Source organism: Microvirga ossetica, from assembly GCF_002741015.1.
Taxonomy (GTDB): domain Bacteria; phylum Pseudomonadota; class Alphaproteobacteria; order Rhizobiales; family Beijerinckiaceae; genus Microvirga; species Microvirga ossetica.
The window spans coordinates 392,523-407,972 of sequence record NZ_CP016620.1 but is presented as its reverse complement, the minus strand read 5'-3'; the positions used below and the strand labels follow the sequence as shown (position 1 = coordinate 407,972).

The window sequence follows — 15,450 nt, the reverse complement described above, 5'->3', positions numbered from 1 at the left end:
GGTCCCCTCTGGGGCTCTGTTGCATTAACTCGGATAGCGCAACCCGCAGTGTGCTTTCAAAGCGCAATTGCCGCTACATCCTGTGGCTTGGCAGATTAACGCAACACAGCCCGGGGTGCCGCGGGCTATCAAGATCAAGGCTCATTCGAAGCTGGAAGCGCTGAAGAACCTCGGCAAATACTTGCGCTTGTTCACCGGTAAGCTTGAGGTGAGCGGCGGTCTCGACATGGTGTCACAGCTGTCCGCCGCACGCCGGCGGGCGAGAATAGCCGCGGACACTGTTGGGATAGGTGAGAATAAGGGAGATACGGCCGCGTAGGATAGCCTCAGACTTATATCTCAACAATGACCGCTTCCGGATCGAAAGCTGAAGTTCGGCTTTGGTCCGCTTCGTGCCGATTTCGTTGAAAAACTCCTCGTGAACGGCGTCGGATCGTGCTCTCCTGAAGAGGCATTCTCAGCAGGAGGCTCGGGCCATGATGGGCAAGCGTCTCGTGATGCAGGAGAGCCTGTTCTACGCGTTCCTGCTCGAAGACCACGTCCCTTCCGATCACCTGCTGAGATCCATCGACCACTTCGTCGACTGCTCGGAGTTGCGCCGGCATCTGGCCGGCTTCGACAGCACGACAGGCCACCCCTCCATCGATCCCGAGCTGATGATCCGCATGCTGCTGATCGGCTACTGCCTCGGCATTCGATCCGAGCGGCGCCTGTGCGAGGAGGTGCACCTGAACCTGGCCTATCGATGGTTCTGCCATCTCGGGCTGGAGGGCAAGGTGCCGGACCACTCCACCTACTCCAAGAACCGGCATGGCCGCTTTCGCGAGAGCGACCTCTTCCGTCACACCTGTTCGAGGCGGTGGCGCAACGCTGTCTGGACGAGGGGCTGGTGGGTGGTGAAGGCTTTGCGGTCGATGCCAGCCTGATCCAAGCCGATGCCAACAAGCAGCGCTCCCTGGCGGGCTCCGACTGGCAAGCCCAGGACCATACTGCCGCTGCCCCGCGAGCGGTGCGGGAGTATCTCGCCACCCTCGACGAGGCCGCCTGGGGTGCAGCGACTGATATTGAGCCGAAGTTCGCCTCGCCTTCCGATCTGGCGGCTCAGTGGACCGTTGCGATGCGTGGCACGGCGTTCTTTGCCTATGCGGACAACGACCTCATCGACCTCAAGTCGGCCGTGATCGTGGATGTGGAGGCTTCGATGTGGAGGCTTCCCGGGCCGTGCGGCAGGCCGAAGTGGGGGCTGCCCGTACCATGCTGGAGCGCACGGCTGAACGCTTTGGCCTCAAGCCCGACCGGCTGGCGGGCGACAGTGGGTATGGCTCGGCCGAGATGCTGCACTGGCTCGTGGAGGAGCAGAGGATCGAACCCCATGTTCCGGTCATCGACAAGTCCACGCGTCAGGATGGCACCTTCTCACGAGCGGACTTCAGCTATGACCCTGGCGCGGACACCTACACCTGTCCCGAGGGCAACACCTTGACGACCAGCGGCCGGATCGTGAACGAGGGGACCACCCGCATCTATCTCGGCAGCACCTTTGACTGTGGTCCGTGCCACCTCAAGGAGCGGTGCTGTCCCAACACGCCAGCGCGCAAGATCCCGCGCAGCATCTACGAGCACGTCCGGGGTAGGGCCCGAGCGCTGGCCGGAACGCCAGCCTTTGAGCAGTCGCGGCAGGATCGCAAGCGCGTCGAGATGCTGTTTGCCCATCTCAAGCGGATCCTGAAGATGGGACGTCTGCGGCTGAGAGGTCCGTGCGGTGCTCAGGATGAGTTCCTGCTGGCAGCGACCGCCCAGAATCTGAGAAAGCTCGCCAAACTGGTCGTCCCATCAAAGCCTCGGGTGACACAAGCGGCGTAAGGGGAGCGAGAGGGCTCGGCTCATTGAGGTTTTGACTTCAGCAAACAAAGCCACGTCGCTGCCTCAGCCAATCCGAGCGCCGACTTTTTCAACGAAATCTGCCAGAAGGCGACATTCCACCTGGCAATATGTCGGCGCGATCCAGCACCTCGGCTTCGATCTCCGAGCGGCATGAGCAACCGAAGCCAGACGGCTTTGCTGCCAAGCTGACAGCGCTCGCGATTTGTGGGAAAGTCCTTCTGCGTCGGATCTCCTGCCGATGAGCCTGCCGGGATCGTTCGGCTGACTGAATGGCAAGAGCCGCGATCGATCCGCCAAGATACGGGGACGACGATTGCAGAAGATTGCGCAACGACTGTCGTTCTATACAGGCCTCGGCCTGATCACCGCAGCAACCCTGATGCTGCAGATCGTCGAAACCCGGATCATCTCCGTCACATCCTGGTATCACCTGGCATTTTTCGTCATCAGCGTCGCGATGTTCGGCCTCACGGCCGGAGCGGTCTGGGTCTATCTCCGGCCCGAGCGGTACCGCCCGGGGCAGCTGTCCTATCACCTGAGCACCGCCTCACTCAGCTTCGCCCTCGCGACGATCCTGGCACTCCTGGTGCAGTTGACCATTGTCACGAGCCTGCCCGCATCGGTCATGTCACTCGTCGTCTGGACTGAGTTCGCCGTTGCCTTGTCTCTCCCGTTCTTCTTCTCCGGCATCGTCGTCAGCCTAGCCCTGACCCGCAGCCCCTTCCCCGTCGGCGTGGTCTATGGGATCGACCTGCTCGGCGCGGCTCTCGGCTGCCTAGGGGCCCTCGGTCTGCTCAATCTGGTCAGTGGTCCCTCGGCAGTGCTCTGGATTGCGGTCCTTATTGCCGCCGGCGGCCAGTTCTTCGCGCGGGCGGATCTCGGGGATGTGCCACTGGGCCGGTCTGTGGCCGGCTGGCTTTTCCGGTATCGCGGCCCTGTGCTTGCAGGCCTTGCGATCCTCGCCTTCGCTAACAGCTTGATCGAGGGCGTCCGGCCGACGGTGGTGAAGGACCAGATCGAGCATCCGGCGACGATCGCCTATGAGAAATGGAACTCGTTCTCGCGCATCACGGTCGGCCAGCCTGAGAGGACGCGACCGGCGCTCTGGGGGCCGTCCCCACGCTTTGTCGCAGATCCGATCGAGCAGCGCTGGATGAACATCGACGGCGGTGCCGGGACCGCGGTTTATCGCTTCTCCGGCGATCTGAACGAGTTGGCCTTCCTCCGCTACGACGTCACCAACCTCGCCTACGCAGTTCCCGGCCTGCAGACCGGGGCGGTGATCGGCGTCGGCGGCGGCCGGGACCTCTTGTCAGCGCGCGTGTTTGGTGTCTCAGAAGTGGTCGGCGTCGAGATCAACCCGATCTTCATCGACCTGTTGACCCGGCGCTTCGCGAACGACACCGCCATCGGTCGGCAGCCCGGCCTCTCCTTCGAAGTCGATGAGGCGAGAAGCTGGTTCGCCCGCGCCGAACGCTCCTTCGACGTCATCCAGATGAGCCTGATCGACACCTGGGCGGCCACTGGCGCCGGCGCCTTCACCCTGTCGGAGAACGGCCTCTACACGGTCGAGGCCTGGCGGATCTTCCTCGAGCGCCTGACGCCGTCGGGTGTCTTCACCGTGAGCCGTTGGTACGCCCCCGGCGAGGTCAACGAGACCGGCCGCATGGTGAGCCTGGCTGTGGCAACGCTCCAATCCCTTGGGGCGACGGACCCGAAGAGACACCTCTTCATGGCAGCGTCAGACAATGTGGCGACCTTGGTCATGTCGCGCTCGCCGCTGTCGGCCCAAGCCTTGGCGGCGCTCCGGCAAGCTGCGCACACCTACGCGTTCTCCGTCCTGCTGAGCCCGCAGGCACCGGCCGCCTCGCCGCTGCTCGAGCGCATCGTGGCGGCGCCCGATCGCAGCGCTCTCGCGCGGGCCACCGAGGCCTCCTACCTCGACCTGAGCCCGCCGACTGATGCACGCCCGTTCTTCTTCAACCAGTTGCGGCTCGGTCGCCTGCTTGATCAGGACGTCTTCACTCTGGCTTCGAGGGTGGGCGTCTATGGAGGCAATCTGAGCGCGACCCTGACACTCGCCATGCTGATCCTCATCTCGGCCATTCTCGTCGCAGCGACGATCATCGTTCCGCTGCGGTCTATGGTGAGTTCGAGGCCATCCGGGCTGATCGGCGCCGGAACCTTCTATTTCGGCCTAATTGGCATCGGCTTCATGATGGTTGAGATTGGCCTGCTTCAGCGCATCAGCGTGTTTCTGGGCCACCCGGTTTATGCTCTCAGCGTCGTCCTCTTCAGCCTGATCCTGTCGACCGGCATCGGCAGCCTGGTGTCCGAGCGTGCCCCACTCGACAGCAGCGCGAGGCTCGTCAGCTGGTCGGCTCTGACCAGTCTGTACCTCCTTCTCCTGCCTTTCTGGCTGCCCGACATCCTGCTCCGGCTTGAGAGCGCAGGCCTCTTGCTCCGAGCCGGACTGGCGGTGCTGGTTCTCTCGCCAGCCGGCTTCCTCATGGGCTTCGGGTTTCCGACCGGAATGCGGCTGGTGTCGGCGATCGACAAGAAACCAACCCCTTGGTTCTGGGGCATCAACGGAGCAGCCGGTGTGCTCGCGGCCAGCGTCGCCGTGCTGACAAGCATCGAGTTCGGCATCGATACGACGCTTCGGATTGGGGCGATCTGTTACCTTCTGCTGCCCGGACCTGCTTTGCTTCTCGCCAGATGTGCCCGGGCGATGCGAGAGAGCGGCCGTTCAATTGGAGACGAAGGTCCACCTTCGACGCTCGACCTGACATCCATCTCATGACAGAGATCCCACGAGGAGTGCATCTCTGCTGAATCCTGATGCGTTGAGGGGTAAGCCGACCGGCCGGACTGAAAGATGGTTATGCCGACATCAAACGCTGCGGGCACCGCTGCTCGGTTGTCGGTGAAAGCGGTGGAGGACTGGCGGAGGGCCACCGCGGGTCAAACTCGGCTCTTAGGCTCGGCCGTATAAAGGTCCGCTTCCGAAATTTGACACGCCCTCCCCTCCCATGCGGCTGCCAGACATCGCGATGCCTCGACCGCTCCACGTCCACTTGGGTGTCACACTCCTGTGCCATGATGCTCCAGACACGGAGGACACTGCGATGGTGTGGCTCGCCCGAACCCTGCTTGTCGTGATCGCGGCTGCCGCCGCAACAGCGTCAGTGGGTCAGGAGTTCCGGACCGTCACGCTGATGTCCTGGAACGTCGAGAACCTCTTCGACACAGTCGATGATCCTGCCAATCCCTTTGACGATACCTTCCTGCCCAAGGCGGTGAAGGACGCGCGCCCGGGGCACGAAGCACACTGCCGGCAGTTCACCCCCATTCCAGCCTTTGCCCGGGAGTGCCGCGACATCGACTGGACGGACGACAAGCTCCGCCGCAAGCTCCAGGCCATCGCCGACGTGATCCGCGCAGTGCGTCCGCAGCCCGACGTCATCATCCTGCCGGAACTCGAGAACCCGGCCATTCTCGCGCGCCTGAACACCGAGTTCCTGGCCGGTCTGGGCTACACGACAGAAATCGAACTCGACACGACGGTCACCGACCTCGACCGTGGCATCGATGTCGGCATCCTCTCGCGCCTGCCCTCCGCCTCCCCGCCCACGGCCCACAAGGTGGAGTTCGGGACTGACAGCGACCTGTGCCGGGCGACGCGGGACATCGTGGCGGCCCCGCTCGCCCTGCCGGATGGCCGCGCGCTCCACCTGTATGCCGTCCACTTCCCGTCCGGCGGCAATCCGATCGAATGCCGCGAGCGTGCCATGCGGACGTTGAACGCTCTTAGCGCGGCGCTGCCCGCAGACGCCATCGCGGTTGCAGGCGGGGACTTCAACTTTCCCTGCAACGAGCCGCAGGGCGACCTGTTCGGGCGGCTCCTGTCCGAGGGCCGCTGGACCGTCCCGCCCGAGGTCAGGACCGGCTGCGACGAGCCCGGCTCCAACAAGTTCCGCAACGCGCGGCCTGGCAACCGCTCCTGGTTCACCTGGTCGTTTCTCGATTTCTTCCTGGTCTCCGACAGCCTGCTGACGGAGAGACCGAGCCCGGTGGGCTGGTTCGCCAATCTGGGAAGTTTCCGGACGGCCGTTGTCTCAGCCCAGCAGGTCGAAACGAACGATCAGGGCTTCGTGTCGCCGCGCCGCTACGATTTTGATGCGGGCAGCGGTATCTCCGACCACTGGCCCGTGCTGATCGAGCTCGTCACGAGACCCTGAGGGCCGGAGGGCTGGATGTTGTGCGGCAGCCGTCGACCGCATCCCCGCCGTCATCCGACACCTTATTCTGGTGCTGGGCGGGCTTCCTTGTGTAGCCGCTATGGCGACCCGCAATCCTGCCAGGCGGGTCCTGGGTGCTGCCCGTATTGCCGCGAGGCTCCATCGGCCGCACGCGGGGCTTTATGATCTGGTGCATGCGAGCCAGCGCCTCATGAACCTCGGGGCGATCGGCGATCTCCTTGGCGGCGAATTCGTGCCGGCACAACCGACAGACAAGATCGGCACCGAACTGCAGCTTCCGGAGCCGGACCTTGAACAACTGCTGGCACTTGGGACAGGCCAGATCGATGCGTGTGCTCCCAACATCCTCGAACAAGCTGTGGCCTCCGTTTCGGATGGATCTGTCGCCCGTGAAGCATGGCAGTAAGGCGACAGAGAGGCGCGGCTCCGCTCCCGGAGGATGCGAGCGGAACCAGCGCACCAGGTCCGGCAAAGAAGTGGGGCCGATGACAGTCGGAGCGGCTAAGTTACTGGCAAAGCTTGGGCATGAGCGGGGTGGAGGTAAAAAACTCAGCGCTCACTACGGTGTGGTAGAGGGCAACCTGCCGTTGCAGGAGTGGCTTCCACGCTACGAACCGAATGGTGCCTGGATGAACCTCGGCCAGAACGCCCGCGCGGGCTGTCAGAGCAGCAGGAAGGCGTCAAAAGCCCTTATTTTAAGCCAGTTTAGCCAACTTGTGGGAAGTCCTTCCTTCCTTAGCTGGTTAACAAAATGGCTCGAAGGACGTTTGCAAACGATCAGTTGCTCATAACAAGCAAAAGTGTACAAAAGGCCTATAATCAAGGTCGGAACCTTGTCGATGGCCCCCTCCCCTATCAAGAAGCGCCTCATTGGCTACGCCCGTGTGTCTACTGAGGATCAGGCGCACGATGCCCAACTCGATGAACTGCGTGCTGTTGGCTGTGCCGAGATCCACCAGGAGCATGGCTCCGGGGCAAGTCGAGCTCGGCCGGTGCTGTTGCGGCTCCTCCGTGAGATCAAGGCAGATGAGGTTTTGGTTGTGGTGCGGCTTGATCGACTGGCGCGCTCGGTGAGCCACCTTCTCGAGGTCATTGAAACCTTGGAGGCCAGGAAGGCACATTTCCGGTCCCTGCGCGACCCCATCGACACCTCGACCCCGCAAGGTATTTTTTCCTTGCAGGTTCTCGGCGCCGTTGCGCAGCTCGAGCGCTCGCTGATCTCAGAGCGAACACGAGCTGGCATCATGGCCGCCAAGGCGCGAGGCAAGAAGCCAGGCAATCCGGGCATGCGCGAACGCAGGCCGGAGGCCATCCGCAAGATCGCCCTCGCCCGTGAGAAGGTCTACCTCGACGAGTTGATTGTCGGTGCCGACCAATGGATGCCAACGGTTCAGCGGATGCGGCCGCACCATCCTTGGGAAGATGTTGTCCGGGTCTTGCATGACAACGGTCAAGCGTGGACGGTAGCGCGGTTGCGGCGTGCGGTCGGCAAACTCGTGTCGCAGCATATGGCGGACCCTGCCCTCCTCCGCCCTGCCCCACGCAAAAACCCGGAGGACCGGCTCATGACGCTGATCGCCGGCATCGCCATGGCCGATCCACATCGGTCGCTGCGGGACATCGGCGCGCAACTCGAGCGCATGCGGGAACGGACGCCGCGCGGCGGCCTCACATGGTCAGCCTCGTCAGTGAAGAAGCAACTTGATCTGGCGAAGAAGCACGGACTTGCGCTCCCGTCAGTGGCTCAGGGCGATCGCTGATCTCCTCCAATACACCGTCCAACTGCATCAGCCACTTCGGTCAGCCTATACTGCGACGGAATTTATCGCGCATGCGGCCAAGGTGCGCGGCCAACGTATAATTGTTGCCCCCTTCACTCTTCTGGAGGGCTTTCCTATCGGCTCAATTGGCGGAGCGTGATCGTCGGTCTCTCCCGGTTTCGCCTGCTGGACCGCCGCGATCTCCCGACCCCGACGCCGGCCGATCTCCGCAAGTCCCGATCGCCCCGGCGTAGTCGGTTCCTAATGGGCTCAAGCGGCCTTTAGCATGAAGTCGACGTGAACCGCGTCATAGGGAAAGACGACGAGTTTCTCGTCAGTCCGGTCGATGATGCCGGCCTCCAGAAGCGCATGGACGTCCCCGTGCACGGCCTTCACATCACGCTCGAGGCGGCGGGCGATCTCGCGGATCGTCAAGGGACCCTGCCCTGTCATCATCTTGAGGATCTCCCAGCGCTTCTTCGTCAGCGTCTGCCAGAGGAGTTCGACGGAAGCGAACGAGATGTGCGCGCCCTGAGCCTCACCCCCGAAGGCCGCAAGGGCGCGCCTGGTCACATCCTCGCGGGAAGCAACAGAAAGGGTCACGGTGGTCATTCGGGCCTCCATTGATCGACGTCACGCCAGAAGTCGGCGAGTAGTTGGGCCGGTGTCGTAAAGCGGTAGCCGGTCTCAACCGACCCGACGTGCTTGTGATCGCCCTTCCCGGCTTCGTTGTCGTAGCGGAGCACGCAAATGCCCTTCACGATATAGGCCAACGCGTACTTGTACTCGTGCTCCGACCCGCGCACCGAATTCGGAACCCGCCAGACCCGAAGCTCAACGAACGCGTCATCTGCTGTTTGGTGGCGCTCACGGAGCAGGAGTTTGGCCTTCATGTTGGAGTTTATGCCAACACGAAGGGGTGTTGTCAAATACTCCAACGCTCGAGGAAAGCGTTTGTGCCGTGTAGAGGTCTAGCCGTTCTTATGCACGAGATGGCTAGAAAGGGCTGGCGGATGTAGCTTAAGCGCTTGAAGCAGCGTAGGATTTGGTTGCTGAGACCAACCCCTGCCACCGATTGCACTGTGCCACACCCGCCATGACGGACGATACAACCCCGACGTTCTCGTTTCCAGCCGTATCCCGCAAGAAGATCACCGCTGCTTTCGACGGTGGGCGCCTGTCGTCGGACGGTGGCGTCATGCTCCTCGCCCAGGCCGAGCGCCGGCTCGGGATCGCCGAGCGGCTCGCTGGTTTCATTCCAGACCGGCGCACTCCAACCCGCGTCAGGCATGCTGTGGCGGACATGATCCGCGCCCGCATCTTCGCCATCGCCTGCGGCTATGAGGATTGCAACGACTTCGGCCCGCTGCGGACGGATCCGGCCTTCAAGCTCGCCTGCGGGCACTTGCCCGAGACGGGTGCGGATCTGGCCTCGCAGCCCACCCTCTCCCGGCTGGAGAACGCTCCGACAATCCGCGATGCGATCCGGTTGACCTATGCTCTGATCGATCAGTGGATGGAAAGCTACGCCACCGCGCCGGACGGGGTGGTGCTGGATATCGACGATACCTGCGATGTCGTGCATGGGCATCAGCAGCTGTCACTGTTCAACGCCCATTATGATGAGCGCTGCTTTCTGCCGATCCATGTCTACGACAGCGCCACCGGCCGCCCCGTCGCCATCGTGCTGCGGCCGGGCAAGACGCCCTCGGGCGTGGAGGTGCGGGCGCACCTGCGCCGGTTGGTGCGCCGCATTCGCACGCGCTGGCCGCTCACCCACATCACGATCCGCGGCGACAGTCACTATGCCCGTCCCGAGGCCATGGACTTCTGCGAGCAGAACGGCATCAGCTACATCTTCGGTCTGGCTGGCACGAGGCCGCTGACAACTAAGGTGCAGGATGTCGCCGATGCGGTGCGCACCCAACGGGCGGTAGAAGATCGTGACGTCGTCCGTGGCTTTGCCGAGACGACGCACCGGGCCAGGAGCTGGTCGTGCGAGCGTCGCGCGGTTGCCCGCATCGTGGCCACCCGCCTGGGGCTCGACATCCGCTTTGTCGTCACCAACCTGATCGGGACGAGCCCGCGCGTCATCTATGAGAGCCTGTACTGTGCCCGCGGTCAGGCCGAGAACTGGATCAAGTTCCACAAGGCGCAACTCGCCTCCGACCGGACCTCGTGCCGGCGGGCCGTGGCCAACCAGGTTCGGCTCGTGCTGCACACGGCCGCGTACTGGCTGATGCTGGCGGTGCGGGAGGCCATCCCGGCGGCACGCGATCTCGCCCGGGCGGAGTTCGTGACGCTGCGGCTGCGCCTGCTCAAGATCGCCGTGCGGGTGCAGGAAACCACCAGTCGCATCCGGCTGGCCTTTGCCTCCTGTTGCCCGGACGCCGACCTCTTCCGCCGCCTTGCGAGCGCTCTGGCACCCCAGCCCCGGGCGGCCTCGCCCTGAGCGACGGGGCTGCTGTCGCCCCGGTCACCCCATGTCTTCTCCGCCAACGCGTTCCGACGTTCCAAACCTCGCCGCGCTGAAAAAGACGCAACGGATTGGCTCGCCCAAGCCGCAAGTCAGGTCATCGCAACCAGCGCAGGTGAATACGATCGGCTAGGCAGCTGGCTACTACGAGGCGCAGGAGCATGCTCGAAGCAAGGCTGTCAGGTGAGAAGTGTATCCTTTTATTTCAAGCCTCAATCGAAAGGGAGCCAAGTTTGCAGCTGCAAACCAGGTACAGAGGCGAGGGCACATCACGGTTTGATCTCGACACGCCCCGAGCTTCTGATGAGTTGAAGACCGCCTGCCGTAGGATCCACTAGCTTTGCGGCCGCAAATTGGACTGCGGACTGATCATAGGTCCTGAAGTTGCTCACCTCGATTGCGGATGATTCCGAAGATTAGGATTTCGGCAGCACTTTTCGGAGGTTGTTGGTGGCAAATGAGATCCAGTAAAGTGGACGGTACTCGCCTGCAATGCCGCAATGAGGGGGCGGCACTCCAAAGAGCCCGGACAGCTTGGGCCCAGCGCATTTTCGAGTTTGTAGCTGCAAACTGGCAAGAGGGATCGCCGATCATGCGTCGACTAAGGGGGGAGGGTGGTCTCCAACTGCTCTCGGATAGATCGGACACTCACTGGTTCATAGCTGCAAACCAAGTGCCATTTCCTCCACGAACTCTACTAGTCGAAGAGCAACAATGTTGCGATACTCGCCGGATGACCGATATCCAGTCCGCTAAAGAGGTTTCATCTGTTGGCGGCTTGGGGTGAGCTTAGGTTGCGACCCTCCCGACTGGTCGGAGATTTCTAGTTTGCAGCTACAAACTGCCTATTCGCACACAACGCTTACAAAGAATGACGCACCACTAAAAATTCATATCCAGACCGGGAATGTTAACAAATCATAAAGGATTTAAGGGCCAACTACGGAAACAGCCATTTTTTTGGCCCGTTTCCGTATCCGTGAGGAATGCCATGGCTCTGGCGCAACAGAAAACTGAGGTACCCGTAAACGAGAACCAGTGGGTGGATGAACTGATTGGCATTCATGCAAGGGATCTCTCCAAACAACTTCAATCCCAACGCCTTGCTCTCTATCCACCGCTCGCTCGCAAAACTCTTCGCAAGTTCACATCTGGTGAGGCTGCCAAGATCCTCGGTGTCGCCGATGCCTACCTGCGTCAGCTCTCCCTGGAAGGGAAGGGGCCCCAAGCCGAAATGCTGCCGAATGGCAGAAGGCAGTATAGCTTGGAAGATCTCCATGCACTTCGGCAGTATCTTGATGAAACGGGCAAGTCCGACCGGCGCTATATGAAGCACCGAACTGGAAGCGAACATCTGCAGGTCATTTCCTGCGTAAATTTCAAGGGTGGAAGCGGAAAGACCACCACCTCTGCTCATCTTGCTCAATATCTTGCCCTGCAAGGATATCGGGTTCTGGCTGTCGATCTCGACCCTCAGGCAAGCCTCTCGGCACTCCATGGCATTCAGCCAGAATTCGATGTTGATCCAAACCATACCCTTTACGGATCGATCCGCTACGATGGAGAACAGCGACATCCGGAGGAGATCATCCGGAAAACCTACTTCCCTGGCCTCGATATCATCCCGGCTAATCTTGAACTCATGGAGTTCGAGCACGAGACGCCTAAGGCGCTAATGGACCGGCAGAATCCATCAACGCCCTTCTTCAAGCGCATCGGCATGAGCCTCAAGGCCGTTGAGGAGAATTATGACGTCGTCGTAATCGATTGCCCACCGCAACTTGGGTTCCTCACGCTTGCGGCGCTTAGCGCCTCCACGTCGATGGTCGTCACTGTTCATCCCCAAATGCTCGACGTCATGTCGATGTGCCAGTTCCTCACGATGGCTTCTGAAATGCTTCGCGTCGTCCGGGAAAATGGCGGCAGCATGAAGTACGATTTTACGCGCTACCTGATCACTCGATTCGAGCCGGGCGACGGACCTCAGAGCCAAATGGTCGACTTCATGCGTACGATGTTCGGACAGCACGTTCTGTTGAATGCTATGGTGAAAAGCACCGCGATTTCGGACGCCGGTCTGACAAAGCAGACCATCTATGAGGTGTCACGGGAGCAGTTCACAAAATCCACGTTCGACCGCGCAATCGATGCGATGAACAATGTGAATAGCGAGATTGAGGCACTTATCAAGCAGGCCTGGGGGAGGGTCTAATGGCACGCGACTTGCAGGCAATTTTGAAAGCCAACTTGGAACAAACCGACGAGGTGGAAAGCCCGAAGACGGTTGTCCAGATGCCAAAGCAACCGCAGCCGAACGTTGACGAGAAGCGTTCCAGGTTCGCTGCTATGATGACTGAAGGCCGCGCTCCTGTAGGAGCGATGGGAGCTGCCCTTGAGAACATGAAAGGGCAATCAGAGGCTGAGATTTCAGCTCTCAAAGCTCAGATCGAGTCCGGCCAAACCATCGTCGAGATCGAAACTGACAAAATCGACAGATCCTTTGTATCTGACCGAATGGACGAATCCGATGACGCCTTGACTAGTCTGAAAGAGCAGATCAAGAGTCAGGGGCAAATTGTCCCCATCCTTGTGCGACCTCATCCAGGGATCGCGGGGCGGTACCAGATCGCATTTGGTCATCGCCGTGTTGCTGCCGCGGCAGCCCTGGGCATCAAAGTCAGAGCCGTCGTCAAAGATCTGAGCGATGAAGATCTGGTGATTGCCCAAGGTCAGGAGAACAACGAGCGTCTAGATCTTTCCTACATCGAGCGAGCACGGTTTGCGGCGACACTAGAGGAGCGCAAATTCACACGCGCGACGATTATGGCAGCTCTTTCCGTCAGAAAGGGTGATCTATCATCACTCATCTCTATCGCAAGCAAGATCCCTGTAGATATCATTGATGCAATCGGGCGGGCGCCAGGCATTGGAAGACCTAGGTGGTTGGACTTCCTTGAACTTATTCTGGGAGCTAATAGCGTCGACCGAGCCCGTGAAATCATCAAGAAACCAGACTTTGTGAAGCTCGAATCCGACGAGAGATTCCTGACACTCTTTGCGAAGCTGTCAAAGAAGGAGCGTGCGGCTCCGCAGAATTTGGCCTCAGAGTCCAGCTTCTGGAAAGCTCCGGATGGGCGTCGTCTCGCAAGAGTCAATGATACAGAGACGAAGTACACCCTGCAGATAGATAAGAGTATCGAGCCGGAGTTTGGTTCATTCGTCTTCTCAATGCTGGACGAACTCTACGCAGCCTACAAAGCCAACAAGCAGTGATGCTGTGGGGCAGGACATAGGTTCTGCCCCTTTTGCGTTACGCCTGTTCTCAAACGTCAATCCATCATTGCACAATGCGCTAATTTATCAGAATTGTGGAACTGATCTGGGCATTAGTGGGTGTTCACCAACCTTACTGGAGGAGTAAGAGGAGAGGGCGCCATTGATGTCAATTATCCCCTGGACAACGTAGGCGTTGTATTCAACTGATCGTTTCTTCGCGTGGTTAGAGGGCTCCGGAGCTATAACATAACCTGCATTTCTAACGCCCTCCCCGTAGGGAGAATGGCCTACGGGAGGCCTTCCAAGGCCTCAAAATGCGGATTTCGGCCTGTCTGGACCCTTGGGGCGGCAGGAGAGGCTCAAAGAGGGCAAAACAGGTCGCTTCAGCGTCTAACGGCAGACCGTAATAAAGCTTTCATTCCTTTGTCCTAATCGTCATGCTAGCCGATAAATCAACGGGTTAGGCAAGGGATAAATCGTGTCGAACGCGCATTTCGGGCTGCGGTTCTCAATTCCCGACGAGGAGACGGGAAAGGTCTTTCCACTCCCGGAAATTCCGTGGGAGAAAATCGTCGGCCGGCTGGAGAAGATCGCGCTCGAAGTTAAATCCTTCGACGCTCGCCTTGAGGCATCCGGGTTAGCCGCCGGCTGGCAATCCCGGTGCGACATGAACGAGGCGGTCCGCGCCCTGATCCTAGATGGCTACTTGGTCGATATCGGCGATCTGGTGCTGCATGACGCTGGCATGGACGTGCGGAGCCCAACCCACGAGCTCACGCGGGCTGCTTCAGCCTTAAGGGCGCGACGGACTGCAATGGTTAGGAAGGCGCCCTGGCCGATTTCCTACGACGGCTTGGCGGCTCTGCGTGGGATTGGACCGGTGAAAGCCGATGAGCCGAAGGCCAAGGGCAAAAGGAAGATCGATCCGGACGATGAGGAGGCCTATCCAGCCTTCGCCAACGATGCCGATCCGTGGGAAGCGCATTTTGCGGAAATCGACGCGCTTCTCGATCGGACGGACAAGGTTCTGGCCGGAGAGACTCCGCTGCCTAAGAGCCGATCCCATCTCGTCTACGATCCGGATCAGGACGAGGCCGAGAATGAAGATGCCTGGCTTGATGTGGTAAAGCGGGTTTCCCACTGGCCGGCCGTCGCCGCGGCCGCCGTCGCCTGGGACGCCTGGCTCGATCTGAACCTCTACACCCGGCAGCCGTGGCTCGGACTGATCATGGCCGCGTCGATCCTCCGGGCTCGAGGACTGACAAGCCACCTCCTGCCTCTGGCCGCTGGGTTTAAGCAATCGAAATTCCGGCCGCAGGGCAGGGAAGGGACCCTCGAAAAGCTGCAGGGTTTCTGCCAGGTGCTCGAAGAGGCCGTTGAGATCGCGAACAAGGATCTGGAGAGGCTGATCCTCGCTCAACAGCTCATGAACCGTGTGGCCGATAAATGCCGCAGCAATTCCAGTCTGCCTGGGCTCGTGAACCTATTCCTGTCGCGCCCTCTGGTGACGGTGCCGCTGGGCGCGAAACTGCTCAAAGTGACACCCAAGGCTGTGGACCTGATGCTCCTGCAGTTGGGCGGTGCGTTGCCAAGAGAGTTGACCGGCCGACGCCGCTATCGGGCTTGGGGAATCGTCTAGCTCCTGCATGTCAGCCAAATTATCCAATCCTGACTTACCTGATCCGACTGCAGCAAATGCTGTCACCTCGTGCGACCTGAGTTCAAGTGCAGCTTTCCTCGGAGAACCGGACATTCCGGAAAGTCCGCAAATTTCGCCACCTGACCCGCAAGA

The 15,450-nt window shown here is 60.7% G+C and carries 11 protein-coding genes and 1 pseudogene; 9 read left to right on the top strand and 3 right to left on the bottom strand.

Annotation, left to right across the window (positions count from 1 at the left end; all coding sequences use genetic code 11):
* Positions 1 to 476: 476 nt before the first annotated feature.
* The 3 genes and pseudogenes from BB934_RS44880 to BB934_RS44870 all read left to right on the top strand — a co-directional run bounded on the left by BB934_RS44880 (position 477) and on the right by BB934_RS44870 (position 6,125).
* Positions 477 to 1,863: pseudogene (locus BB934_RS44880) on the top strand (transposase).
* A 334-nt stretch (positions 1,864 to 2,197) separates the two neighbouring features.
* Complete coding sequence (locus tag BB934_RS44875) at positions 2,198 to 4,687, top strand: class I SAM-dependent methyltransferase (protein WP_099515979.1); 2,490 nt, start codon at positions 2,198 to 2,200, stop codon at positions 4,685 to 4,687.
* A 325-nt stretch (positions 4,688 to 5,012) separates the two neighbouring features.
* Positions 5,013 to 6,125 carry an endonuclease/exonuclease/phosphatase family protein gene (locus BB934_RS44870; RefSeq protein ID WP_099515978.1) on the top strand — a complete coding sequence of 371 codons (1,113 nt, stop codon included), beginning with the start codon at positions 5,013 to 5,015 and terminating at the stop codon, positions 6,123 to 6,125.
* Here BB934_RS44870 and BB934_RS48250 read toward each other — a convergent pair.
* Positions 6,112 to 6,501: a hypothetical protein gene (locus BB934_RS48250; protein ID WP_157934730.1), complete on the bottom strand. Its 390-nt coding sequence runs from the start codon at positions 6,499 to 6,501 to the stop codon at positions 6,112 to 6,114. The genes BB934_RS44870 and BB934_RS48250 overlap by 14 nt on opposite strands.
* 130 nt (positions 6,502 to 6,631) lie before the next feature.
* Between BB934_RS48250 and BB934_RS48245 the strand changes: the two genes are divergently transcribed.
* Positions 6,632 to 6,937: a hypothetical protein gene (locus tag BB934_RS48245; RefSeq protein ID WP_157934729.1), complete on the top strand. Its 306-nt coding sequence runs from the start codon at positions 6,632 to 6,634 to the stop codon at positions 6,935 to 6,937.
* Positions 6,938 to 6,985: 48 nt separating this feature from the next.
* Positions 6,986 to 7,906, top strand: a complete 921-nt coding sequence (locus BB934_RS44855; protein WP_099515975.1) for a recombinase family protein — start codon at positions 6,986 to 6,988, stop codon at positions 7,904 to 7,906.
* A 270-nt stretch (positions 7,907 to 8,176) separates the two neighbouring features.
* Here BB934_RS44855 and BB934_RS44850 read toward each other — a convergent pair whose 3' ends face one another.
* Positions 8,177 to 8,518: an HVO_A0114 family putative DNA-binding protein gene (locus tag BB934_RS44850; RefSeq protein WP_099515974.1), complete on the bottom strand. Its 342-nt coding sequence runs from the start codon at positions 8,516 to 8,518 to the stop codon at positions 8,177 to 8,179.
* A complete protein-coding gene (locus BB934_RS44845; protein WP_099515973.1) occupies positions 8,515 to 8,799 on the bottom strand; it encodes a toxin-antitoxin system TumE family protein in 285 nt (94 codons plus the stop codon). The genes BB934_RS44850 and BB934_RS44845 overlap by 4 nt, the downstream gene beginning before the upstream one ends.
* A gap of 203 nt (positions 8,800 to 9,002) precedes the next feature.
* Here BB934_RS44845 and BB934_RS44840 point away from each other — a divergent pair, with 203 nt between their 5' ends.
* The 4 genes from BB934_RS44840 (at position 9,003) to BB934_RS44825 (ending at position 15,297) form a co-directional block, all read left to right on the top strand.
* Positions 9,003 to 10,358, top strand: coding sequence for an IS1380 family transposase (locus tag BB934_RS44840; RefSeq protein WP_099515972.1), 1,356 nt, complete (start codon positions 9,003 to 9,005; stop codon positions 10,356 to 10,358).
* 1,015 nt (positions 10,359 to 11,373) lie between these two features.
* Positions 11,374 to 12,594: a plasmid partitioning protein RepA gene (repA, locus tag BB934_RS44835; RefSeq protein WP_099515971.1), complete on the top strand. Its 1,221-nt coding sequence runs from the start codon at positions 11,374 to 11,376 to the stop codon at positions 12,592 to 12,594.
* Positions 12,594 to 13,655 (top strand): plasmid partitioning protein RepB, encoded by a 1,062-nt coding sequence (repB, locus tag BB934_RS44830; protein ID WP_099515970.1) that lies wholly within the window; start codon positions 12,594 to 12,596, stop codon positions 13,653 to 13,655. Before repA ends, repB begins: the two co-directional genes overlap by 1 nt.
* Before the next feature lie 481 nt (positions 13,656 to 14,136).
* A complete protein-coding gene (locus BB934_RS44825; RefSeq protein WP_237050836.1) occupies positions 14,137 to 15,297 on the top strand; it encodes an RHE_PE00001 family protein in 1,161 nt (386 codons plus the stop codon).
* Positions 15,298 to 15,450: the final 153 nt, after the last annotated feature.